This window comes from Brachymonas sp. J145 (assembly GCF_036312245.1).
GTDB lineage: Bacteria > Pseudomonadota > Gammaproteobacteria > Burkholderiales > Burkholderiaceae_C > Brachymonas > Brachymonas wangyanguii.
Genome location: NZ_JAZDCI010000010.1, coordinates 1 through 23,030 on the forward strand (window position 1 = coordinate 1; position 23,030 = coordinate 23,030).

20 protein-coding genes and 1 other annotated feature are annotated in these 23,030 nt (G+C 64.0%); of the genes, 6 read left to right on the forward strand and 14 right to left on the reverse strand.

What is annotated here, in order from left to right; all coding sequences use genetic code 11:
- The first annotated feature begins 50 nt into the window (after positions 1-50).
- Both V1261_RS09175 and V1261_RS09180 read left to right on the forward strand, forming a co-directional pair.
- A protein-coding gene (locus V1261_RS09175; RefSeq protein ID WP_329771434.1) for an IS3 family transposase occupies positions 51-1,285 on the forward strand; the annotation gives its coding sequence in 2 pieces (ribosomal slippage) (positions 51-333 and positions 333-1,285; 1,236 coding nt in all).
- Positions 329-445, forward strand: a sequence feature (AL1L pseudoknot). It overlaps the preceding gene by 117 nt.
- Positions 1,200-2,297, forward strand: a complete 1,098-nt coding sequence (locus tag V1261_RS09180) for an acyl-CoA dehydrogenase family protein (protein ID WP_329771435.1) — start codon at positions 1,200-1,202, stop codon at positions 2,295-2,297. Before V1261_RS09175 ends, V1261_RS09180 begins: the two co-directional genes overlap by 86 nt.
- A 179-nt stretch (positions 2,298-2,476) precedes the next feature.
- Here V1261_RS09180 and V1261_RS09185 read toward each other — a convergent pair whose 3' ends face one another.
- The 14 genes from V1261_RS09185 to V1261_RS09250 form a co-directional block, all read right to left on the reverse strand.
- Positions 2,477-3,913 carry an NAD(P)(+) transhydrogenase (Re/Si-specific) subunit beta gene (locus tag V1261_RS09185; RefSeq protein ID WP_329771436.1) on the reverse strand — a complete coding sequence of 479 codons (1,437 nt, stop codon included), beginning with the start codon at positions 3,911-3,913 and terminating at the stop codon, positions 2,477-2,479.
- Positions 3,910-4,227 (reverse strand): NAD(P) transhydrogenase subunit alpha part 2, encoded by a 318-nt coding sequence (locus V1261_RS09190; RefSeq protein ID WP_018715278.1) that lies wholly within the window; start codon positions 4,225-4,227, stop codon positions 3,910-3,912. Before V1261_RS09190 ends, V1261_RS09185 begins: the two co-directional genes overlap by 4 nt.
- Before the next feature lies 1 nt (position 4,228).
- Complete coding sequence (locus V1261_RS09195; protein WP_329771437.1) at positions 4,229-5,359, reverse strand: Re/Si-specific NAD(P)(+) transhydrogenase subunit alpha; 1,131 nt, start codon at positions 5,357-5,359, stop codon at positions 4,229-4,231.
- Positions 5,360-5,522: 163 nt separating this feature from the next.
- On the reverse strand, positions 5,523-6,374 hold the full coding sequence (gene queF, locus V1261_RS09200) for an NADPH-dependent 7-cyano-7-deazaguanine reductase QueF (RefSeq protein ID WP_329771438.1): 852 nt from the start codon (positions 6,372-6,374) through the stop codon (positions 5,523-5,525).
- 3 nt (positions 6,375-6,377) lie between these two features.
- A complete protein-coding gene (gene yaaA / locus V1261_RS09205) occupies positions 6,378-7,160 on the reverse strand; it encodes a peroxide stress protein YaaA (RefSeq protein ID WP_329771439.1) in 783 nt (260 codons plus the stop codon).
- Between the two features lie 100 nt (positions 7,161-7,260).
- A complete protein-coding gene (locus tag V1261_RS09210; protein WP_329771440.1) occupies positions 7,261-8,523 on the reverse strand; it encodes a glycerate kinase type-2 family protein in 1,263 nt (420 codons plus the stop codon).
- 99 nt (positions 8,524-8,622) lie between these two features.
- Positions 8,623-9,486 (reverse strand): sulfurtransferase, encoded by an 864-nt coding sequence (locus V1261_RS09215; protein WP_329771441.1) that lies wholly within the window; start codon positions 9,484-9,486, stop codon positions 8,623-8,625.
- Between the two features lie 113 nt (positions 9,487-9,599).
- Positions 9,600-10,049, reverse strand: coding sequence for a cyanase (cynS, locus tag V1261_RS09220; RefSeq protein WP_329771443.1), 450 nt, complete (start codon positions 10,047-10,049; stop codon positions 9,600-9,602).
- Between the two features lie 59 nt (positions 10,050-10,108).
- Positions 10,109-11,104 carry an ABC transporter ATP-binding protein gene (locus V1261_RS09225; RefSeq protein WP_329771444.1) on the reverse strand — a complete coding sequence of 332 codons (996 nt, stop codon included), beginning with the start codon at positions 11,102-11,104 and terminating at the stop codon, positions 10,109-10,111.
- The gene (gene ntrB, locus V1261_RS09230; protein ID WP_329771445.1) at positions 11,094-11,978 is read right to left on the reverse strand and encodes a nitrate ABC transporter permease; all 885 of its coding nucleotides are present in this window, start codon (positions 11,976-11,978) and stop codon (positions 11,094-11,096) included. Before ntrB ends, V1261_RS09225 begins: the two co-directional genes overlap by 11 nt.
- 21 nt (positions 11,979-11,999) lie before the next feature.
- A complete protein-coding gene (locus tag V1261_RS09235) occupies positions 12,000-13,391 on the reverse strand; it encodes a CmpA/NrtA family ABC transporter substrate-binding protein (protein ID WP_329771446.1) in 1,392 nt (463 codons plus the stop codon).
- Between the two features lie 26 nt (positions 13,392-13,417).
- Entirely contained in the window at positions 13,418-14,761 is a 1,344-nt protein-coding gene (locus V1261_RS09240; RefSeq protein ID WP_329771447.1) for an FAD-dependent oxidoreductase, read from the reverse strand.
- Entirely contained in the window at positions 14,758-15,933 is a 1,176-nt protein-coding gene (locus tag V1261_RS09245) for an acyl-CoA dehydrogenase family protein (protein ID WP_329771448.1), read from the reverse strand. The genes V1261_RS09240 and V1261_RS09245 overlap by 4 nt, the downstream gene beginning before the upstream one ends.
- Before the next feature lie 328 nt (positions 15,934-16,261).
- Positions 16,262-17,323 carry an AraC family transcriptional regulator gene (locus V1261_RS09250; protein WP_329771449.1) on the reverse strand — a complete coding sequence of 354 codons (1,062 nt, stop codon included), beginning with the start codon at positions 17,321-17,323 and terminating at the stop codon, positions 16,262-16,264.
- Positions 17,324-17,440: 117 nt separating this feature from the next.
- On the opposite strand from V1261_RS09250, the gene V1261_RS09255 reads away from it, so the two are divergent.
- From V1261_RS09255 to V1261_RS09270, 4 genes are all read left to right on the forward strand, one after another.
- The gene (locus V1261_RS09255) at positions 17,441-17,986 is read left to right on the forward strand and encodes an OsmC family protein (protein ID WP_329771450.1); all 546 of its coding nucleotides are present in this window, start codon (positions 17,441-17,443) and stop codon (positions 17,984-17,986) included.
- 145 nt (positions 17,987-18,131) lie between these two features.
- Complete coding sequence (locus tag V1261_RS09260; RefSeq protein ID WP_329771451.1) at positions 18,132-18,950, forward strand: sulfite exporter TauE/SafE family protein; 819 nt, start codon at positions 18,132-18,134, stop codon at positions 18,948-18,950.
- Positions 18,951-18,968: 18 nt separating this feature from the next.
- A complete protein-coding gene (locus V1261_RS09265; protein WP_329771452.1) occupies positions 18,969-19,859 on the forward strand; it encodes an MBL fold metallo-hydrolase in 891 nt (296 codons plus the stop codon).
- Between the two features lie 163 nt (positions 19,860-20,022).
- Positions 20,023-23,016, forward strand: a complete 2,994-nt coding sequence (locus V1261_RS09270; RefSeq protein ID WP_329771453.1) for a valine--tRNA ligase — start codon at positions 20,023-20,025, stop codon at positions 23,014-23,016.
- Positions 23,017-23,030 lie beyond the last annotated feature (14 nt).

Here is a 23,030-nt window from a genome sequence, read left to right on the forward strand (position 1 = left end):
TGAACCGCCCCGGATTTTGAGGAGAGCTCAACTCTTGAGAAGATGGAGCCATGAACAAGTCCAACAAGTTTTCCCCGGAAGTTCGCCAGCGCGCCGTTCGCATGGTGCAGGAGCACCGAGCCGACTACGCTTCACTGTGGGCGGCGGTCGAGTCGATTGCCCCCAAGATCGGCTGCGTACCCTATACCTTGCTTGAATGGGTCAAGAAAGCCGAGATCGACGCTGGCCTGCGTGCCGGCACCACCACAGCAGATGCGCAGCGGATCAAGGAGCTGGAACGCGAGGTCAAGGAACTGCGCCGGGCCAATGACATCCTGAAGACGGCCAGCGCGTTTTTTGCCCAGGCGGAGCTCGACCGCCGGCTCAAGTCGTGAAGGCCTACATCGATCGCCATCGCGATGATTACGGGGTCGAGCCCATCTGCCGGGTGCTGCAGATGGCCCCTTCGTGCTACTGGCGCCATGCTGCTCGCCAGCGCAACCCGCAACTGCGCAGTGCGCGTGCGCAGCGTGACGACCATTTGAAGGCAGATGTCCAGCGCGTGTGGCATGCCAACTGGCAGGTCTATGGCGCCGACAAGGTCTGGCTGCAGCTCAATCGCGAAGGCATCCGGGTGGCGCGCTGTACTGTCGAGCGACTGATGCGCGAGATGGGATTGCAAGGAGTGCGCCGTGGCAAGACGGTGCGCACGACGATGCCGGATACGTCAGCACCGTGTCCGCTGGACCACGTCAAACGCCAGTTCAAGGCCAGCCGCCCCAACGAGTTGTGGGTGTCGGATTTCACGTACGTTTCGACCTGGCAGGGCTGGCTGTATGTCGCCTTTGTCATTGACGTGTACGCCCGGCGCATCGTGGGCTGGCGGGTCAGCCGCAGCATGCACACGGATTTTGTGCTCGATGCGCTGGAGCAAGCCTTGTACGAACGCCAGCCGGCGGCCCATGCCTTGACGCACCACAGCGACAGGGGCAGTCAGTACGTCAGCATCCGCTACACCGAGCGTCTGGACCAGGCGGGCATCCAGCCGTCCGTAGGCAGCCGTGGCGACAGCTACGACAACGCGCTGGCCGAGACCGTCAACGGGCTGTACAAGGCCGAGCTGATTCACCGCCGGGGCCCCTGGAAGACCAGGGAATCCGTGGAACTGGCCACCCTGCAATGGGTGCATTGGTTCAACCACGTCCGAGTGCTCACGCCGATTGGGGGTATTCCTCCGGCAGAAGCTGAGGCACACTACTGGAGGCAACTCGCCGCCAGCAACACCTTGGAAGAGGTGTCAACTTAAACCAATCGGCCTCCTCAAAATCCGGGGCGGTTCACTGGCCAAGGTCGATGGCGAGGTCACCTGTTTCTTCCTGCCGCGCACCCTGCCCGACGGCAGCTTCAACCGCTTTTTCATCCAGCGCCTGAAGGACAAGGCTGGCAACAAGTCCAACGCCTCCAGCGAGATCGAATACGCTGGATCGATGGCGATCCGCGTCGGCGAGGAAGGTCGCGGTATCCGCGAAATCCTGTCGCATGCTCACCTGACACGGCTGGATTTTGCCGTCGGTTCGGCCGGCTTGATGCGCCAGGCGCTGACACTGGCACTGCGTCATACCAGCACCCGCAACGCCTTTGGCAGCAGCATTGCCGAACGCCCGATGATGACCAATGTGCTGGCCGACATGGCCGTGGAAGTAGAAGCAGCCACACTCATGAGCCTGCGCATTGCTCGCGCTACCGACCTGATGGATAGCGATGAACAAGAAAAACTGCTGGCACGCGTCTCCACGCCAGCCGCCAAGTTCTTCAACTGCTCACGTGCACCCTCCATTGCCAACGAGGCACTGCAATGCCACGGTGGCAACGGTTTTATCGAAGAGAACCCGATAGCACGCGTATTCCGCGAATCCCCGCTAAACAGCGTCTGGGAAGGCACCGCCAACATGATGTGCATGGACGTCCGCCGCGCCATGATGCGCGACCCGCGTACCATCGAGGCCGTTCTGGATGAAGTACGCCCATTGGCTGGCCAGGACGCCCGCTTTGATGCCTTGGTGCAGCATACCGATCAACTGATGCGTGCTGCGCTTGACGACGAATTCCTGGCCCGCCCGATGACTGAAGCACTGGCTCGTGTGCTACAGGGAGCCGAACTGATGCGTTACAGCAGCACCGAAGTCTCCGATCTGTTCCTCGCTACCCGGGCCCCTGGTACGAGCGGCCACTGGGGATCGCACTATGGGACGCTGGCTGGCGGCATTACCCATGAGGCAGCTGGCCGCATCATGCGCCGGGCAATGGTCAGCAAGTAATCAGACCAGCAAGCTCATGCCAGCAAAGGCGATACCCCTACCGGGTATCGCCTTTGTCATATCTACTCCTGCTTCGCAGCCACGCCGGCAAACCGCAAAAAAAGGGCGACACCTCCCGGCATCGCCCTCCTCGTGGATGAAAGTGACGAAGCCCAAGCCCCGTCACCCAAAGCCCCGGATCAATCCAGCGCCTTGATCATGTCCTCCACCACCTTCTTGGCGTCGCCAAACACCATCATGGTCTTGTCCATGTAGAACAGTTCGTTGTCCAGGCCGGCATAACCCGATGCCATGGAACGCTTGTTTACGATCACGGTGCGCGCCTTGTAGGCTTCCAGGATCGGCATGCCGTAGATCGGGCTGCCCTTTTCCAGTGCTGCGGGGTTCACCACGTCGTTGGCGCCCAGGATGATGGCCACATCGGTCTGCGGGAATTCGCCGTTGATGTCTTCCATCTCGAACACCTGGTCGTACGGCACTTCGGCCTCGGCCAGCAGCACGTTCATGTGACCGGGCATGCGGCCTGCCACCGGGTGGATGGCGTAGCGCACGGTCACGCCCATGTCGGTCAGCTTCTGCGCCAGCTCGTTCACGGCGTGCTGGGCACGGGCCACGGCCAGGCCGTAGCCGGGCACGATGATCACGCTGTCGGCGTTGGACATCATGTAGGCGGCATCGTCGGCGCTGCCGCTCTTGACGCTGCGCTGCTCCTGCTCGCCGCCGGTTGCCGTGCCGGCTTCACCTCCAAAGCCACCCAGAATCACGCTGAAGAACGAACGGTTCATCGCCTTGCACATGATGTAGCTCAGAATGGCACCGGACGAACCCACCAGCGAACCGGCAATGATCAGCATGGAGTTGTTCAGGCTGAAACCGATGCCTGCTGCGGCCCAGCCGGAATAGCTGTTCAGCATCGACACCACCACCGGCATGTCGGCACCGCCAATCGGGATGATCAGCAGCACACCCATCACGAAGGACAGTGCCAGCATGATGTAGAACGCCGTCCAGTTCTCGGTAAAGGCATAGACCAGACCCAGGCCGATCGTCAGCAGGCCCAGTGCCAGGTTCAGCATCTGCTGGCCCTGGAACACCACCGGCTTGCCCTGGAACAGGCGGAACTTGTACTTGCCGCTCAGCTTGCCGAAGGCAATCACCGAGCCGCTGAAGGTGATCGCACCAATGGCGGCACCCAGGAACAGCTCCAGGCGGTTGCCCAGCGGAATCGCTTCACGCACGCCATTGGCCGGATGCGCCGTCAGGCCAAAGGCCCAGGGCTCGGTCACCACGGCCACGGCGATGAACACCGCCGCCAGACCGATCATGCTGTGCATGAAGGCGACCAGTTCCGGCATCTTGGTCATCTCGACGCGTTGCGCCATGATGGTACCAACACCGCCACCCACGACCAGGCCCAGCAGCACCCAGCCCAGGCCGATCGGCGAAGCCGCCAGTTTCACGATCAGGGCCGCCGTGGTGAGCACGGCAATCGCCATGCCGATCATGCCGAACAGGTTGCCGCGAATCGAGGTGGTGGGATGGCTGAGGCCTTTCAGTGCCTGAATGAAACAGATACTGGCCACCAGATACAACAGGGTTACGAGGTTGAGACTCATGCTTCACCTCCCTGCTTGGGCTTGCGCTCTTTCTTCTTGAACATTTCCAGCATGCGTCGCGTTACCAGGAAACCACCAAACACGTTCACGGCAGCCAGCGCCACCGCCAGCACGCCCATGATCTTGGCCAGGGAACCTTCGGTCAGGGCGGCAGCCATCATGGCGCCGACAATCACGATGGCGGAAATGGCATTGGTCACCGCCATCAGGGGGGTGTGCAGTGCCGGGGTCACGTTCCAGACCACGTGATAGCCCACATAAATGGCCAGCACGAAAATGATCAGGTTGATGACGGTGGGAGAGACGAGTTCCATTTCACTTCCTCCTGGTTTCGCCGTTTTGCGTCATCAGGCAGGCCGCCACGATGTCGTCTTCCATGTCGATGGTCAGGCCCTTCTCGGCCGGCAGCACCAGCTTGAGGAAGTCCAGCACGTTGCGCGCATAGAGCGCACTGGCATCGGCACCCACGCGTGCCGCCAGATTGGTATGGCCCACGATGGTCACGCCATCGGCCTGCACCACCTGGTCAGCCTGCGTCAGCGGCGTGTTGCCATCATGGCCTTGCGGGCCCTTGCCGGCCGCCATGTCCACGATGACGGAGCCCTGGCGCATGGACTGCACCATCTCGGCCGTCACCAGCGTGGGCGCGGCACGGCCCGGGATCAGCGCAGTGGTGATCACCACATCGGCAGCCGCCACGCGCTTGGCCACTTCGGCCTTCTGGCGATCCAGCCAGCTCTGCGGCATGGGACGGGCATAACCGCCCACGCCTTCGGCGGCTTCGCGCTCTTCATCGGTTTCGTAGGGTACGTCAATGAACTTGGCACCCAGCGATTCGACCTGCTCCTTCACGCTCGGGCGCACGTCGGAGGCCTCGATCACGGCGCCGAGGCGCTTGGCGGTGGCAATCGCCTGCAGGCCGGCCACGCCCACGCCCAGAATCACCACGCGGGCGGCCTTGACGGTACCGGCAGCGGTCATCAGCATGGGGAAGAAGCGTGGATAGTGCTCGGCCGCCAGCATCACGGCCTTGTAGCCGGCAATGTTGGCCTGGCTGGACAGCACGTCCATGCTTTGCGCGCGGGTGGTACGCGGTGCGGCTTCCAGTGCGAAGGAGGTCAGGCCGGCAGCGGCCAGGCGTTGCAGCCCTTCGGCATCGAACGGATCCAGCATGCCGACCAGCACGGCGCCGGAGCGCATCTGCGCCAGCTCTTCGGCTTGCGGGGAGCGCACTTTCAGCACCATCTCGCTGCCGAGCGCCGTAGCGGCATCGGTCAGGTTGGCACCAGCGGCTTCGAATTGGGCATCGGTAATGCCGGCTCGCAGTCCGGCACCGTGCTGCACCAGCAACGTGTGGCCTTGACCCACGAGCTTCTTGACGGTTTCCGGCGTCGCCGCTACGCGGGATTCACCAGCAACCGTTTCCAGTGGAACTCCAATCTGCACTTTGTCTCCTTGATCGGTGGGCAGGACACGCCGCGCACGACATGCCCCATTCAAGTGCAGTATGCCACGGGGTTACAGGATGTAGGCAGGGTCGAAAAGCCGCATGTTACGTACTAACCCTGAAAATTTGCATTCCAAGTGGTATCCGGGCGACATTTCAGCGTCACTGCCGCGCCGTGCGCTGCTGCAGCGGCATGACGCAGGGGTGGCTGGTGCGGAACGGATTGATGTCCAGACCACCGCGCCGCGTGTAGCGCGCCTGGATGCTGAGCTTGACCGGCTGGCAGCGTTGCCAGATATCGGCAAACATGCGCTCCACGCACTGTTCGTGGAATTCATTGTGGTTGCGAAAACTCACAATGTAGCGCAACAGGCCCTCGTGGCTGATCTGCGGGCCGGTGTACTGGATCTGCACGCTGCCCCAGTCGGGCTGGCCAGTGACCAGGCAGTTGCTCTTGAGCAGGCGGCTGCTCAGCGTCTCGGTCACCGTGCCATCTTCCGGGAAAGTTACCAGCAACTCCGGAGCCGGCTCGTAGTGCGTGCATTCGGCATCGAGCCGGTCCAGGCTCAGGCCGGCCAGTTCCACCACCTTCTCCTGCTCGAACAGGTCGGCGGCGATGATCTTGACGCCGATGCTGGCCATGACGTGATCGGCGCCGCGCCAGACCGTCTCGTTGACATCGGCAAAAATGCGCTGGCGCACTTCTTCGACACTGGCAAAGCGCGTGTTGTTGAAGCTGTTCAGGTAGAGCTTGAAGGACTTGCTCTCGATGATGTTCGGCGTTTCGCACGGCACCTGCACCTGCAGGATCGCCACCTGCGGCTTGCCGCGCAGGTTCAGCCAGCTCAGTTCATAGCCGGTCCAGAAATCCATGCCCATGAAGGGCAGCGGTTCACGGATGCCGATTTCCTCGCGCTTGGGCGCCCGCGGCAGCGGAAACAGCAGGCTGGGGTCGTACTCGCTGGCATAGGTCGTGGCCTTGCCGAGCTGTGACTGCTCGGGTTGCAGCGTCATGACTCAGGCCTCCCGGTTGCGACGGAACACCAGGCGATCGGCGTCGGAGGCCACAGGCGCATAGGCGTAATCGTCGGCGGCAAACTGCATCAGGCCCTGCACGCTGTCCACGCCCTGCTCCACGGCAAAGCGCATCATCTGGCCACGCGCGCGCTTGGCGTTGAAGCTGATGATCTTGTACTTGCCGCCCTTGAAGTCCTCGAACACGCATTCGACCACGCGCGCCTTCAGCGCCTTGCGATCGACTGCCTTGAAGTACTCCTGCGAGGCCAGATTCACCAGAATCGGCTCGGCCGCGCCCTGCTCCTCGAAGCGCTGGTTCAGGTAATCCGCAATCTGCGTGCCCCAGAACTGGTACAGGTTGCTGCCGCGCGGGTTCTGCAGGCGCGTGCCCATTTCCAGCCGATACGGCTGCATCAGATCCAGCGGACGCAGAACGCCGTACAGGCCGCTCAGGATGCACAGGTGTTGCTGCAGCCAATCCAGCTGCGCCGGCTTGAGCGAAGCCGCCTGCAGGCCTTCGTAGACATCGCCGTTGAAGGCGAGCACGGCCTGACGCGCGTTTTCAGTAGTCGCCACCGGCTCCCAAGCCTCGTAGCGTGCCACGTTCAGCGTGGCCAGCTTGTCACTCAGGCTCATCAGTTCGGCGACCTGCTGCGGCGAGTAATCGCGCAGCACGCCAATCAGCTCGGCAGAGTCTTTCGGGAACAGCGGATCGGTGTGCTTGGAGGTGGGCAGCGGACTTTCGTAATCCAGCGCCTTGGCGGGAGACAGGACAAATAACATGGCAATCGGTATCAGGAATCTTGGCAGCACATGCTGCGTGGATCCATTTTGCCAGCATCGCCTTGGCCTGATGACCGGCAAGGACGGTGCGGGCACCTCCTCACTCGGGCAGGATCAGGATGGCGCGGAAATCATTGACGTTGGTGCGCGTAGGGCCAGTGATGACGGCATCGTCCAGCGCGCCGAAAAAGCCGTGGCCATCGTTATCCTGCAGCGATTGCACTGGCGACAGGCCTTGCGCCCAGGCGCGTTCCAGCGTGTCCGGCGTCAGGATCGCGCCGGCAATCGGCTCCAGGCCATCGACGCCATCGGTATCGGCGGCCAGCGCCCAGACGCGGGCAGCACCGCGCAGGCTCAGGCCGAGCGAGAGCAGGTATTCCACATTGCGCCCGCCCCGGCCCTGGCCACGCACCGTGACCGTGGTTTCGCCACCTGACAGCAGCACACAAGGCGGCTGGAACGGTTGGCCATGCAGCAGCACCTGCTGCGTCAGGCCGGCCAGCACCTTGCCGACCTCGCGCGACTCGCCTTCGATGCTGTCGCCGAGGATATACGGCGTCACACCCGCAGCCTCTGCCACCCGCGCCGCGGCCTGCAGCGCCAGTTGCGGCGTAGCCACCAGTTGTGCCGTGCTGCCCTGCAGGCGCGCATCGTCCGGCTTGACCGATTCGCCAGCGCCGCTGTCCAGCAACTGGCGTACCGCATCGGGCATCTCGATGTCATAACGCTGCAGGATCTCCAGCGCATCGGCACAGGTCGTGGCATCACCCACCGTCGGGCCAGAGGCGATATCGGCCAGCTGGTCGCCCGGCACGTCGGAGATCAGCAGTGTCAGTCGCCGCGCCGGATGGCATTGCGCTGCCAGTCGGCCACCCTTGATCGCCGACAGGTGGCGGCGCACGGTATTGATTTCACTGATGCTGGCTCCGGACTGCAGCAGCGCACGTGCCAGCTGCTGCTTGTGTTCCAGCGTGATGCCAGGCAAGGGCAGCGGCAGCAGCGCCGAACCACCACCCGAGATCAGGCAGAGCACCGTATCCTCGGGCGTCAGGTCCTGCACCAGTGCCATGATGCGGCGTGCCGCCTGCTCGCCGGCGGCATCGGGCACCGGATGGGCTGCTTCGACGATCTCGATGTGCTTGCAGGCGGTCGCATGGCCATAGGCGGTCACCACCAGCCCCTGCAGCGGGCCATCCCAGTGCTGTTCCACCACCTGCGCCATCTCGGCCGATGCCTTGCCGGCACCGATCACCAGCAGCCGGCCGGGCGGCAGTTGCTGCAGAAAAGGCGGCACACAACAGGCCGGCTGGGCGGCCGCGACGGCCGCATCGAACATGTCTCGCAGAAGTTGGCGGGTATCCATGCATCCATTGTGCCCAAGGAAACCGGCTGCTGGGCATTCCAGCCTGGCACAAGGTACAACGCCACTCCGTGCGGAATGGCGTTGCAGCAACAGGCAAGTTCAGGCAGCCAGCCTGCATTCCGCCAGCAGCCCCTCATCGATCGGCAGTGAAGGATCACGCGACCACTCGTTCCAGGAGCCAAAATACATGCGCACATCCGAAAAGCCAGCCTGCTTCAGCGCCAGGAAGGTGTTGGACGCACGCGCACCCTTGAAACAGTACAGGTAGATGGTATCAGTGGGCTGGATGCCGACCGTGGCGCATTCGGCCACCACTTCTGCCGCACTCTTGAGCACCGGCCCCTGAGCCGTGGGCTTCATGAAACGGTACCACTCGATCCAGCGGGCACCCGGCAGGCGTCCCTTGCGCGGCGCAAAATCTCGCCCATAGGGGCTGGAGCTGTCGCCAATCCACTCATCCACATCGCGCACGTCCAGCAACACGGCATCGCTGCCAAGCGCCGCCAGCACATCCTCCTTGGTCAGCATGATGGACGATGCCGGCAACTGCGGAAAGCTGGCGGGCTGCGGCTGGCTCACGGCATCTGTCACTGGCAGGCCGGCAGCCTGCCATGCGGGATAGCCGCCATCCAGCACCTTGACATCCGGATAACCCAGCCAGCTGAGCATGAAGTAGCCGCGGCAGGATTGGCCAAAGCCGGAGTTCAGGGCGTCTTCGTAGAACACCACAGTTTCCTTGCCCGACACGCCCGCGGCACCAAATTTCGCCGACAGGGTGCTGCGCAGTTCCTGCAGGCCGGCTTCGTCCGAAGTGGCAAGAAAGGTGAAGATATCGCGGATATTGACTGCGCCAGGGATATGGCCTGCGGCATAGGCGCTTTCATCCCGGGTATCAATGATGACGACCGGGCCATTGGCTGACAGGGATTCCAGTTGTGCTGGGGAAATCAGGACGGAATGCATGGTAATTCTCCTTGGGGTTTCAGCTTGCCAGGCACGCCGTGCCGGGAACGGGTATCTCCGGCAGGTCGTGCAGGGTGGGTGGTGCCGCGTCAGCCTGCGGCACTCGCATCAGGTCAGTAGCTCTTGTACGGCAGGAACTTCCCGGACAGCACGATGTTCACGCGGTCGCCCTTGGGATCGTTTTCGCGCTGGATGTCCATGGAAAAGTCGATCGCGCTCATGATGCCGTCGCCAAATTCCTCGTGGATCAGCTCCTTGATGCTGCCGCCGTAGACGCTGATGATTTCGTAGAAACGGTACAGCAGCGCGTCGGTGGGGACGGCGGTAGGCAGGCCGCCCTTGTACGGCACTACCTGCAGCCAGGCCACGGCCTCATCGCTCAGGTCAAAGATCTTGCCAATGGTTTCGGCCTGTTCCTTGGTAAATGTCATCTGGCCCAGGCAGCCTGCCGTGGTCCATTCCTTGCTCATGCCTACCTGGCTGGCCACATCGGCCCACTTGATGCCCTTGGCCACCTTGGCGGACAGGATCATGGCAGTAACTTGGGTGCGGTCGGAAATCATGGTGTGCTCCTTGAAAAAACGCTTGGGGGGGGGTAAAAATCAGAATCGGTTGAAAAATTTCAGGCGGCCTTGCCGGCCAGCGCAATCGGTTCGCGCCGGACCAGCTCCGGGACCGCCGCAGGTGCGGACGGTGCTGCCACGCCTTCTTCCTCGAGGCCGGGATAGACCGTCACGGTGCCACCCGTGTCCTGCACCTCCGCAGCCGCGCTGTTGCTGGCCTGCTGGATGCGGTGCGAACGGCGCACCAGGAAATCGAGCAAGTGGTTGCGGATGCGGTAGTACTGCGGGTCGTGGTGCATGCTGTCGCGGGTACGGTCACGCGGCAGCGTGTTGACCACGATCTCTGCCACGCGTGCGCGCGGGCCATTGCTCATCAGGAAGATGCGGTCGGCCAGCAGGATCGCCTCGTCCACATCGTGCGTGATCATGAACACGGTCTGGTGGGTTTCCTCGCAGATGCGCACCAGCTCGTCCTGGATCACGCCACGGGTCAGCGCGTCCAGCGCCCCGAAAGGCTCGTCCATCAGCAGCATCTTGGGCGCCACGGCGAAGGCTCGCGCAATGCCGACACGCTGCTTCATGCCGCCGGACAGTTCGGTCGGCTTCTTCTTGGCGGCGGCGCTCAGGCCCACCATCTCGATGTAGCGCGCGCTATGTTCGGCCACCTGCTGGGCGCTCCACTCCGGGTGGCGCGAACGCACGGCAAATGCCAGGTTGCCTTCGACCGTGAGCCAGGGCAGCAGCGCGTGGCTCTGGAACACCACGCCGCGATCCAGGCTGGGGCCGTCGATTTCGCGCTTGTCCATGAATACGCAGCCACCGGAGGCTTCTTCCAGGCCGGCCATCACGTTCAGGATGGTGCTCTTGCCACAGCCGGAGTGGCCGATCACGCAGACGAACTCGCCCTTGCGGATGCCGAAGTTCACGTTCTCGAACACCGGCGGCTGGTCGGCACGGTAGCGCTTGCTCAGGTTCTCGACCACCAGGAAGTCCTGGCCACGTTCAGCTGCGGCAGGGGCGGCAGCCACGGAGGGGGTTGAAGCATCATTCCACATAGGTCACCTTCTTTTGAAGCATTGCAAACATCTGGTCCAGCAGCATGCCGACCACGCCAATCAGCAGCACCGCGAAAATCACGTTGGCCAGCGACAGGTTGTTCCACTCGTTCCACACGAAGTAGCCGAGTCCGGTTCCGCCGATCAGCATTTCGGCTGCCACGATCACCAGCCAGGCAATACCCATGGAGATGCGCATGCCGGTGATGATGGTCGGCGCGGCGGCGGGCAGGATCACCTGGATGGCGGCACGCAGCGGCTTGACTTCCAGCGTGCGCGCCATGTTTAGCCAGTCCTTGCGGACATTGGCCACGCCAAAGGCGGTGTTGAGCAGCATCGGCCAGATCGAGCAGATGAAGATCACGAACACGGCCGAGACGTTGGCACTCTTGATGGTGTAGAGCGCAATCGGCATCCAGGCCAGTGGCGAGATCGGCTTGAGCACCTGGATAAAGGGGTTGAGCGCCTGGTACAACAGCGGTGACATGCCTATCATGAAACCGAGCGGGATCGCTACCGCCACCGCAATCAGGTAACCCAGAAGCACGCGGCCCAGCGAGTAGCCCAGCTGCACGCCAATACCCTTGTCGTTGGGGCCGTTGTCATAGAAGGGATCGCTCATGTTCTGCAGGATCACGCTGCCGAACTGGGCCGGGCTGGGAAAGCCGTCGTTTTTCTGCACGGGTGCGCCAAGATCGGCATCGGCGGGCAGATCGCCCATGAACACGGCGTATTCGCGCTCTTCGGCCGTCATGGTGGCTACGTTGGCCTGCTGCACGTCCGGGCGGGTTCCCAGGTGCCAGATTCCGATCAGCACCAGCAGGATCATGCCCGAGAGCACCGCGGCTCTTTGTCGCAAGGATAGGGATTTCATGGGAGACTCCTTTCTGGCCGGTCAGGCACGCTTGATGGGAAAACTGGCAAGGTATTGCTCGGGCTTGCCGGGATCAAAGGCCTTGCCCATGACCTGGAATGCCCCGATGCGGTTCTGCGGCGGCACCGGCAGACCGGCCTGCTGCATCAGACGGCGGGCATCGGTCATCAGGAACACCTGCTCGGCCATCTGCCGGTAGTTGACCTGGCCTTTCAGGTAGCCCCAGCGCTTCATCTGGGTCAGCATCCAGATCGCCATCGAATCCCAGGGGAAGGCGTCGAAACCGATGCGATTCGGGTCGTCCTGCACCTTGCCCAGACCATCGGCAAAGCGGCCGCGCAGTACCTGCTGGATCACGATCGGCGGCTGGTTGAGATAGCCCGGACCGGAGATCGCGTGGATGATCTTGTCGCGCTCCTCCTTGCGGTTGGCCATGGCCGTCGCGTTCAGGATGGCGCGGTACATCGCCAGGAAGGTGTTCGGGTTCTGGTCGATAAAGGCCTGCGAGGTACCAAAGGCACAGCAGGGGTGGCCGTCCCAGATCTCGCGCGTCAGGATGTGGATAAAGCCGACGCGGTCGTACACGGCGCGCTGGTTGAACGGATCGGGACCGAGGAAGCCGTCGATATTGCCGGCACGCAGGTTGGCGATCATTTCTGCTGGCGGCGTGACGCGGATCTGCACGTCACGATCCGGATCCAGGCCATGCTCTGCCAGGTAGTAGCGCAGCAGGAAGTTGTGCATGGAAAACTCGAACGGGATCGCAAAGCGGAAGCCCTTCCACTGACGCGGATCGCGCTTGTCCTTGTGCTTGAGCGCCAGCGTGATAGCCTGGCCATTCACGTTCTGGATCGCCATCACGCGCATCGGCTGCGCCGAGGAGCCCACGCCCATGGAAATCGTCAAGGGCATCGGCGACAGGAAATGTGATGCGTCCAGCTCATTGTTCAGCATCTTGTCGCGCACCAGCGCCCAGCCGGCCGTTTTCTGCAGCTGCACGTTCAGGCCCTGCTGCTGGTACAGGCCCAGCGGGCCGGCCATGATCAGCGGCGTGGCGCAGGTGATCGGCACGAAACCGATGCGCAAGTCCTTCTTCTCCAGGCTGCCCTTCGATTCCAGTGCCTTCGCCTGCAGATCCTGCAAGGGCAGCAGGCTGCCAATGGCGGCAGCGGCGGTACCGGCACCCACGGCGCGCAGGAAGTTGCGGCGTGTCGGCTCATGCGGGAACAGCGCACGCACGGCGGCGGACTCGATAAAGTCGTTGGACAGGGTTTCCGCCTGCTGCTGGCGCTGCTGGCGGGCCAGTTGCGCCAGGGCATCGTGCTCCTGCTGGCTGGCATGCTCGCCACAGCTGCAACCACCCAGCCGGCTGCTGGCGCTGTAGGGGCGATAGACGTTGTGTTCATTCTGCATGGTGCGTACTTCCTCTCTGTTTGTGTTCAGGCCACCAGACGCTGCGGCTGACACTTGCCCAGTTCCAGCACCACCGCGTCCTGGCCGGGAGCCTGTTGCTGCATGCGCAGGAACGAGCCATCAACTTCAAGCAAGGTCCATGCCAAGTCGCATTGCGGACGGCCGTAAATCACCACCGGCATGGCACGCGACTTGAGCCGGATGACTGGCGCCTGGTGCTGGTAGCCCGGGTCGTCCTGGCCGGCAATGGCAGCGGCAATCGCCCGGGCCTGGCCGGCAATCGGCTCGATGAAGCGGCAGGGCTGGCCATCCAGGCTGATGCAATCACCCAGGGCATAGACATCGGCAGCGCTGGTCTGCAGCGTGGCGGGATCGACCACGATGCCCTTGTCCAGCACCAGGCCGGCACTCTGCAGCACCCGGGACTCCACCATCAGGCCCGTCGCGGCGAGTACGACATCGGCCTCGAACACCCGGCCATCGCTCAGCGTCAGCTGGCGCGCGCCGTCGGCACTGGCCTGCACGCCGGCCACCTCGACCTGGCCGTGGTACTGCACGCCCATGTCCTGCAGCCCCTGCAGCAGGCGTTCGCCCGCCTGTTGCGGCAACAGCGCTGCCAGCGGCCAGGCCTGGCGGTCCAGCAGCGTGACCTGATGGCCGGCACGCGCCAGGTCTTCGGCCATTTCGCAGCCGATCATGCCGGCTCCCACCACCAGCACGCGCTGGCTGCGCTGCGCGAGTTGCTGCTGCAGGCCATCCCACTGCTGCAGGTGGTTGACGCGCCAGCACAAATCTGCGGGCAACGATGCCGGTAGCGCCGGACGCGCACCTTGTGCCAGGATCAGCTGGCTGTAACGCAGCTGGCCGCGGGTGGTACGCAGCTGGTGCAGCGCCGGCGACAGCCCTATCATCAGCGTATTTGCCAGCAGGCGCACGCCCAGGCGGCGGGCGGCCTCAGCGCCACTTTCTGCCACCAGCGCCTTGGCGCACTGCCCCTTGCCCATGGCAATGGACAGTTCGGGCTTGTGGTAACGGTCGCCCGCGCAGGCGCTGACCAGCGTGATGGGCGTGGAAGGCATGGCCTGGCGCAGGGCTTCGGCCACCGACCAGCCGGCCAGCCCTGCCCCCACGATCACGATGCCGCCGTCTACCGGCACCTGCGATCCCGACACGGCAGACAAGTCGATCTCGACCCGCTCATACAGCTCGAAGTCGCTCTTGGTCACGCCACACAGCGGGCAGACCCACTCGTCCGGAATATCCTCGAAGCGGGTACCCGGTGCCAGGCCGCTGTCCGGATCACCGGCCTCTTCGTCATAAATCAGGCCGCAGGCGCGGCAGATGAACTGTTTCCAGGCGGGCGCGTTCATGCTGGCACCTCTTCCTGGCTCAGGCGCGCCATTTCCCAGCGCAAATGCTTGACGGCAGGCGTCACGATCGCCACAAACTGTGCTTCGCGCACCCGGCGCTGCACCGGGGACTGCATCAGGTAGCCACGCGCACCCTGGTGCATCAGCGCCGAATTGGCGGCACGCAGCACGAACTCGCCCCCCTGCGCACGCAGGTCCAGCACCTCCAGCAGAAAGTCCTTGCTGTCCTCGTACGGGGTCTGCGCCAGCCTGGCCGCGCGCGTCCACAAATCGTCATACTCGGCCTGCAGCACATCCGGGCGATCCGACAGGTACTGGTTCACATGGCCCAGCATCGGCTCCACTTCCAGCATGGATTCGATCGCGCCCTGCGCCACGCCTGCCGCCATGCCGACCTGCAGCAGTACGAAAGCGGCCCGGATGCGCTTGAGAAACGGGGCCACCGGATCGGCAATCAGCAGATCCTGCCCGACGAAGTACTTGTCCAGGCGCACAGCCCAGGTGCTGGTGCCCTCCATGCCGGAAAACACCGGGCAGGGACGCAGGCCCACTTCCTCGCCAATATCCAGCAGGAACATGATCTCGTGCGAACGGCTGCCGTCGGACTTGCTGACGGTGGCAATCGCGCCGCAATACTGGCCCTTGGCAATATGGCTGACCCAGGGCAGCGCGCCGCTGACCAGATAGCCGCCCGGCACTGGTTCGGCCTTGAGCTGCATCGGCTCGATGCCGGCCAGCGCCTTCATCGGGTTGGACAGGGCCGTGCCGCCAAAGCTGCGACCCAGCATGTGATCCTGCAGGCGCTGGCCGGTCAGCGCCGGGTTGCCAGACTGCTCCATATACATGCCGCAGACATCATGCGCCCAGGTCAGGAAGCCGGTCGCACCGCAAGAGCGGCTGATTTCGCGCATCGCGTCCAGGCCCAGCACAAAACGCTGGCCGCCGGCATCCAGGGCTGCCGCAAAGGCACCGGCGCGTCCCAGCTCACCCATCAGCTCACGAGGGTACAGATGCTCCTGGTCAATGCGGTAGGCCGCTGCCGCCAGCGGACCGCGCGCCACGCGGCTGACCTCGGCCATGACCTGGTCGTCACCCCAGCTCTTGTCAAAGCAGGGCTGCTCCCCGCCGCATGCAGCCGCCTGGACCGCCTTGTGTTCTGCTGCAATCTGCATGGCATTCACCTCCTGTTGTGCAAGTTGTGGTGAATCGTTTCCGGTTCACCGCCTGCACACACCCATGCAAATGGCGTGCCAAGTCACTCCCAATAAATCGCAAGCTATTGAAATAACTGGGAAAAAATCAGATAGATCGCAGATTTGCCCAGCTTCTGGTATCCCCACACCGTTTTGGTCGCGGTGGCCGGGCGCAATCATGGTGCACCGCAGCACACCCGCATGCCATGCGGCAGTGCATCATCACCCTGCGATAGCGCCCTGCCCCTAATGACAGGCTGGCATGCTGGAATGGCACACTATCAGTGCACAGGCGTGAGCCCAGCGCTCAGCCATGTTCGCGCCGATACCTCGCCGGCGTCTGTCCGCTGTACTTGCGGAATGCCACGTTGAAAGCCGATTCCGACTGGTAGCCGGTCAGCCCGGCAATCTGCGCCAGGCTGTGACGCGGATCGCGCAGCAACTCCATGCCATGCAGCATGCGCAACTGCGTCAGGAAAGCCCAGGGCGACATGCCGGCATGCTGGGCAAATTGGCGGGTAAAGGTCGCGCGCGACATCGCCGCGCGTTCCGCCAGGCTGTCGAGCGACCAGTCGCCACCGGGCTGCTGCCACATGGCTTGCACCACCCCCTGCAGCCGCGGCTCGGCCAGCAGGTTCAGCACGCCCGGCAGCTGGCGCACCGCCTCCGATTGCGCATAGGCACGCAGCACATGCAAGAGCAGCGCCTGCGTCAGCAATTCGGCCATGGCACGTGCGCCCGGCTGCTCGGCGGCGGCTTCCTGGCGCAGCAACTGCACCAGTCCCAGCACCGGATGCAGCGTGCTGCCGCCAGCCTCGCCCGGCCAGGCCAGCGGCACATGCACCACCCGGATCGGCGCACCCCGCCAAGGCGGTCCCGGCTGCTGCTCGGCCTCCTGGGGCTGCCCCAGGATCAGCACATCCGGCAAGGCCTGCAGCAGCAGCGCGCCGGCCTCGCCCTCGTGCACGAAGCGGCCACACACCAGATCCAGGCTGTCCCGCAGGCAGGCGGCATCGGGCAGATTGCTGCGCAAGGGCAGCCAGCCCTGCTGCTGCAAGGGGCGGCGCGTGTCGTCCAGGCTGTCATCGGCAGGCAGCGCCCCCTGCAAGGCCACTAGGTTGTGTGCCAGCCCGCGCGGCAGCACCACCAGCTCGCCCGGTCGCAGCGGATACCAGCGCCCGTCTGGCAAGCCCAGCCGGCAACCGCCCTCCAGGACGGCGTGAAACAGCGCGATCCCGTCCGCGGCCTGGGCGTGCGGCAGCGCAAACACATCGTGCATGCGGCAGCGCAGATCCAGTTGCCCGCGCAAGCGCGCCCATTGCAGCAGCCGGCCCAGCGTGTCCCGGCCATCCTCCCCATGCATGTCCATGATTCGATCCGATTGATAAATTTTTTGCAGGAATATTGTCAAAAAATATTGTATCCCTGACCTATCATGGCTTCAACGCAATGCGTTTTCCCGATCCCCCCTTCAAGGAGCAGTCTCATGAGCGAAGAGAAAAAGTACCTGGCCCCGATCGATGCCGAAGGCCTGGCCAAGTTTGCCGAAGTCGGCCGCAACAACCCGGACCGCCGTGGCACCAACAAGATCCACACCATCTGTGTCGGCCAGTACCGCACGCTGAGCTACCTGACCAACCCCGATCCGATGCACCCCGCCGTGGTGGTCGATGAGCCGCTGCACCTGTTCGGCCAGAACACCGCGCCGGCTCCCGGTGAAGTGGTACTGTCCGGCCTGGGCGGCTGCCTGGCTGTCGGCATCACCGCCGTGGCCACCCACCGCAATGTGCGTCTGAGCAAGCTGGAAGTCTTTCTGGAAGGCGATATCGGCAACAGCGCTGCCTGGGGTGCTGGCGGTGCCGAGCGCGAGCCGGGCCAGATGGGCTTCCAGGCCGTACGCGTCAAGGTCGTGATCGAGGGCGATGCCAGCCGCGAGGAGCTGGACGCCATCGTGCAGCATGCCAACTACTACTCGCCCGTGGCCAACACCATCCGCAACCCGGTGCAATTCGAGATCGGTCTGGCAGACTGATTCCGGTTGCTGCCCCATGCCAGCCGCTGCTACCAGACCTGCCCATGGTCCGGTACAGCGGCTTTCCTGTCTCTGTACATCATTTTATTTTTACATATAATGACTGGACCTTGACTGTTTGCGCCCCGCGCATCTCCATCTCCGCATGACCAGCAGCATTTTCCTCGGACTCCTTATTGGCATCGTCATGGGCCTGACCGGTGCCGGCGGCGGCATTCTGTCGATCCCGGCCCTGGTACTGGGGACCGGCATGGGCATGGTGGCCGCCAAGCCGGTGGCGCTGGCGGCCGTCGGCCTCGGCTCGGCCATCGGCGCGGCTGACGGCCTGCGCCTGGGCCATGTGCGCTACAAGGCCGCACTCTACATGGTGCTGCTGGGAGTCCTGTTCTCCCCGATCGGCCAGTGGGCGGCGCATCAGGTGCCGGCCGCCTTCCTCGCCATCCTGTTCAGCGCCATCATGCTGCTGGTGGCCTGGCGCAGCTGGAAAAAACCGTCCCGGGCGCAAACCGCCCACAGCTACGAACGCGATGTCCCCTGCAAGCTCAACCCCGACACCGGCAAGTTCTCCTGGACACCCGCCCATTTCACCACGCTGGGCCTCATCGGTGCCGCCACCGGCCTGATGACCGGCATGCTGGGCGTGGGCGGCGGCTTCTTCATCGTGCCGATGCTGCAGCGCTACAGCAATCTCACCCAGCAAAGCATTGTCGTCACCTCGCTCGCCGTGATTGCCCTGGTGTCCGGCTCCACCGTGCTGCAGATGCTGCTGGCTGGCCACAGCGACATCGTGCCTTCGGGCTGGATCTTTGTCATCGCCACCTGTGTCGGCATGGTGTTCAGCCGCATGGTGGCAGCGCGCGTGCCCACGCTGTGGAGCAAGCGCGGTTTTGCCGTGCTGGTGCTGCTCGCCACCGTGCTGCTGCTGCTCAAGACCTTTGCCCCGGGCCTGATCGCCCTGTCCTGATCCCCCAAGGAGACTGCCATGACCGCCGCCGTGCGTATCACCCCCTATTTCGACAGCTACTCCAGCACCTTCAGCTACGTGCTGGACCAGGGTCCGGGCAGCGCCTGCGCCATCATCGATCCGGTGCTGGACTATGACCCCAAGTCCGGCCGCACCCGCACCGATAGCGCCGAGCAGCTGATCCGCTTCGTGCAAGACAACCAGCTGCAGCTGCAATACATCCTGGAAACCCACGCCCACGCCGACCATCTCTCCAGCGCCCCCTGGCTGCGCCAGCAGCTCGGCGGCCAAATCGTCATCGGCCAGCCGATCACCACCGTGCAGAAAACCTTTCGCGGCATCTACAACCTGAAGGATCTGGCAGCAGACGGCAGCCAGTTCGACCTGCTGCTGTCCGAAGGCCAGGGGCTGGACCTGGGCAGCCTGCGCATCGAGGCCATGCACGTACCCGGTCACACCCCGGCCGACATGGCCTACCACGTCATCACGGCCGCTGACGAAGCCGATCTGGTTTTCGTCGGCGATACCCTGTTCGCGCCCGATGCCGGCACCGCACGCTGCGACTTTCCCGGCGGCGATGCGCACCAGATGTTCCACTCGGTGCGCCGCCTGCTCTCGCTACCGGCCGATACCCGCCTCTTCCTGTGCCACAACTACGCCGATGGCGTGGCCGACAACCCGGCCGCCTTTTGCGAACACACCGTGGCCCGGCACAAGGCCGGCAATATCCATGTGCACGACGGTATCGACGAAGACGCCTTTGTCAGCATGCGCACGGCCCGCGACGAAACGCTGGACATGCCCAAGCTGATCCTGCCGGCAGTGCAGGTCAACATCCGCGCCGGTCAGCTGCCACCCGCCGAAGACAACGGCACGCACTACCTGAAGATTCCGCTCAACGTGCTGTAAAGAGCGCACCGGCACAGTCGGCAATCGGCGTACCTGCTGCAAGCCCTGTCGCAGGACGTAAAATCAATCCTTTACCGGCATGCCCAGACAAGCTGCGCATGCCTTTTGCCTTGTGATCCCGCCCGGCAGCCTGCCGTGGCCCTCCAGACCTAGCCTTCACACCATGACAGACGCCCTGCAGCAGCCCGCCCTGGCCGCCCTGACCAAGTCCTTTGAACCCGCCGCCATCGAAGCCCGCTGGGGCCCCGAATGGGAGCGCCGCGGCTATGGCGTTGCCGGCTTTCGCGGCACCGGCCAGCCCAGCGCCGAGGCCCATGCGGCCGGCCACGACTTTGCCATCCAGCTGCCGCCGCCCAACGTCACCGGCACGCTGCACATGGGCCACGCCTTCAACCAGACCATCATGGACAGCCTCACGCGCTACCACCGCATGATGGGCTACAACACCGCCTGGGTCCCCGGCACCGACCACGCCGGCATCGCCACGCAAATCGTCGTCGAACGCCAGCTGCAGGAACAGGGCATCAGCCGTCACGACATGGGCCCCACCCCACCTGAAGCGCGCAAGAACTTCGTCTCCCGGGTCTGGGAGTGGAAGGAACACAGCGGCAACACCATCACCAACCAGATGCGCCGCATGGGTGCCAGCGTCGACTGGAGCCGCGAATACTTCACCATGGACGACAAGCTCAGCCACGTCGTCACCGAAACCTTTGTCCGCCTGTACGAGCAGGGCCTGATCTACCGCGGCAAGCGCCTGGTCAACTGGGATCCGGTGCTCAAGTCCGCCGTCTCCGACCTCGAAGTCGAAAGCGCCGAGGAAGACGGCCACCTGTGGCACATCGCCTACCCGCTGACGGACGGCAGCGGCAGCCTGACCGTGGCCACCACCCGCCCCGAAACCATGCTTGGCGACGTTGCCGTCATGGTCCACCCCGAAGATGAGCGCTACCAGGCCCTGATCGGCAAGACCGTGACCCTGCCGCTGGTCGGCCGCGAGATCCCGGTCATCGCCGACGACTACGTGGACCGTGCGTTCGGCACCGGCGTGGTGAAAGTCACGCCGGCACACGACCAGAACGACTACGCCGTGGGCCAGCGCCACCAGCTGCCGATGATCTGCGTGCTGGAACTCGACGCCACCATCAACGGCAACGCCCCCGAAGCCTACCGTGGCCTCGACCGCTTTGTCGCACGCAAGGCCGTGATCAAGGACCTCGAAGCCATCGGTGTCCTGGTCGAAACCCGCAAGCACAAGCTGATGGTGCCGCGCTGCGCCCGCACCGGCCAGGTCGTCGAACCCATGCTCACCGACCAGTGGTTCGTCGCCATGAACGCCGTCGGCAAGGACGACCCCACCGGCAAGAGCATCGCGCAAAAGGCCATCGACGCCGTCGACAGCGGACAGGTCCGCTTCGTCCCGGAAAACTGGGTCAACACCTACAACCAGTGGATGCACAACATCCAGGACTGGTGCATCAGCCGCCAGCTCTGGTGGGGCCACCAGATCCCGGCCTGGTACGACGAAGAAGGCCAGGTCTACGTGGCCCGCAACGAGGAACAAGCCAGACAGCAATGGCGCAAGGCCATCGACGATGCCATGGCCCACGCCCGCGTCCGCTGCCACACCGCCGACACCGACCGCCTGCAGGCCCGACTCACGCGCGGCCCGCAGCTCACGCGTGACGAAGACGTGCTCGACACCTGGTACTCCTCCGCCCTGGTCCCCTTCAGCACCATGGGCTGGCCCGAGGCCGCCCAGCCAGCCAACGGCGGCACCACAGACTACGACCTCTACCTCCCCAGCAGCGTCCTGGTCACCGGCTACGACATCATCTTCTTCTGGGTCGCCCGCATGATCATGATGACGACCCACTTCACCGGCCAGGTGCCGTTCCGCCACGTCTACATTCATGGCCTGGTGCGCGACGCCCAGGGCAAGAAGATGAGCAAGTCCGAAGGCAACGTGCTCGACCCGGTCGACCTCATCGACGGTATCGAACTCGCCCCGCTGCTGGACAAGCGCGTGGTCGGCCTGCGCAAGCCCGAAACCGCCCCCAAGGTGCGCAAGGACACCGAAAAGGAATTCCCCGACGGCATCCCGGCCTACGGTGCCGATGCCCTGCGCTTCACCTTTGCCGCCCTCGCCAGCCTGGGCCGCAGCATCAACTTCGACAGCAAGCGCTGCGAAGGCTATCGCAACTTCTGCAACAAGCTCTGGAACGCCACCCGTTTCGTGCTGATGCAGTGCGAAGGCCACGACTGCGGCATCGTCCACCCCAGCGGTGACGACAAGGTCTGCGACCGCAGCTACAAGACCTTCAGCCAGCCCGACCGCTGGATCGTCAGCCAGCTGCAGCGCGTCGAAGCCGAGGTTGCCAAAGGCTTTGCCGAATACCGCCTCGACAACGTTGCCAACACCCTGTACGACTTCGTCTGGAACGAATTCTGCGACTGGTATCTGGAAATCGCCAAGGTGCAGATCCAGACCGGCGACGAACCGGCCCAGCGCGGCACGCGCTACACCCTGATCCGCGTGCTCGAAACCATTCTGCGCCTGGCCCATCCGGTGATCCCCTTCATCACCGAGGAACTCTGGCAGAAAGTCGCCCCGCTGGCGGGCCGCAGCGGCGCCTCCGTGGCCGTTGCCGAATACCCGGTCAGCAACCCGGAAAAAATCGACGAGCAGGCCGAGCAGTACGTTGCCAAGCTCAAGCAGCTGGTCGATGCCTGCCGCAACCTGCGCGGTGAAATGCAGGTCTCCCCGGCGCAGCGCCTGCCGCTCTACGCCCTAGGCGATGACGCCTTCCTGACCGAGGCCGCCCCGGCGCTGCAGGCCCTGGCCAAGCTGTCCGAAGTCAAGGTCTTTGCCGATGAGGCCAGTTGGCAGGCTGCCGCCCAGGCGGCTCCGGTCGCCGTTGTCGGCGAGGCGCGCCTGGCACTGTTCATGGAAATCGACAAGGACGCCGAGCGCATCCGTCTGGGCAAGGAAGTCACGCGCCTGCAGGGTGAAATCGCCAAGGCCCAGGGCAAGCTCAACAACCAGAACTTCGTCGCCAAGGCTCCGCCTGCCGTCATCGAGCAGGAAAAACAGCGCGTCGCCGACTTCGGTGCCACGCTGGCCAAGGTGCAGGAGCAGCTGGCGCGTCTGGGCTGATCCTTCCCCGCCAA

What these genes read in the sequence shown, in the direction of transcription:
- V1261_RS09235 (WP_329771446.1), bottom strand. Translation starts at nt 13,391, where the DNA reads ATGCAGAATGAACACAACGTCTATCGCCCCTACAGCGCCAGCAGCCGG.
- queF (WP_329771438.1), bottom strand. Translation starts at nt 6,374, where the DNA reads ATGACGCTGCAACCCGAGCAGTCACAGCTCGGCAAGGCCACGACCTAT.
- yaaA (WP_329771439.1), bottom strand. Translation starts at nt 7,160, where the DNA reads ATGTTATTTGTCCTGTCTCCCGCCAAGGCGCTGGATTACGAAAGTCCG.
- V1261_RS09270 (WP_329771453.1), top strand. Translation starts at nt 20,023, where the DNA reads ATGACAGACGCCCTGCAGCAGCCCGCCCTGGCCGCCCTGACCAAGTCC.
- V1261_RS09240 (WP_329771447.1), bottom strand. Translation starts at nt 14,761, where the DNA reads ATGAACGCGCCCGCCTGGAAACAGTTCATCTGCCGCGCCTGCGGCCTG.
- V1261_RS09185 (WP_329771436.1), bottom strand. Translation starts at nt 3,913, where the DNA reads ATGAGTCTCAACCTCGTAACCCTGTTGTATCTGGTGGCCAGTATCTGT.
- V1261_RS09265 (WP_329771452.1), top strand. Translation starts at nt 18,969, where the DNA reads ATGACCGCCGCCGTGCGTATCACCCCCTATTTCGACAGCTACTCCAGC.
- V1261_RS09245 (WP_329771448.1), bottom strand. Translation starts at nt 15,933, where the DNA reads ATGCAGATTGCAGCAGAACACAAGGCGGTCCAGGCGGCTGCATGCGGC.
- cynS (WP_329771443.1), bottom strand. Translation starts at nt 10,049, where the DNA reads ATGATTTCCGACCGCACCCAAGTTACTGCCATGATCCTGTCCGCCAAG.
- V1261_RS09215 (WP_329771441.1), bottom strand. Translation starts at nt 9,486, where the DNA reads ATGCATTCCGTCCTGATTTCCCCAGCACAACTGGAATCCCTGTCAGCC.
- V1261_RS09260 (WP_329771451.1), top strand. Translation starts at nt 18,132, where the DNA reads ATGACCAGCAGCATTTTCCTCGGACTCCTTATTGGCATCGTCATGGGC.
- ntrB (WP_329771445.1), bottom strand. Translation starts at nt 11,978, where the DNA reads ATGAAATCCCTATCCTTGCGACAAAGAGCCGCGGTGCTCTCGGGCATG.
- V1261_RS09250 (WP_329771449.1), bottom strand. Translation starts at nt 17,323, where the DNA reads ATGGACATGCATGGGGAGGATGGCCGGGACACGCTGGGCCGGCTGCTG.
- V1261_RS09225 (WP_329771444.1), bottom strand. Translation starts at nt 11,104, where the DNA reads ATGTGGAATGATGCTTCAACCCCCTCCGTGGCTGCCGCCCCTGCCGCA.
- V1261_RS09255 (WP_329771450.1), top strand. Translation starts at nt 17,441, where the DNA reads ATGAGCGAAGAGAAAAAGTACCTGGCCCCGATCGATGCCGAAGGCCTG.
- V1261_RS09210 (WP_329771440.1), bottom strand. Translation starts at nt 8,523, where the DNA reads ATGGATACCCGCCAACTTCTGCGAGACATGTTCGATGCGGCCGTCGCG.
- V1261_RS09190 (WP_018715278.1), bottom strand. Translation starts at nt 4,227, where the DNA reads ATGGAACTCGTCTCTCCCACCGTCATCAACCTGATCATTTTCGTGCTG.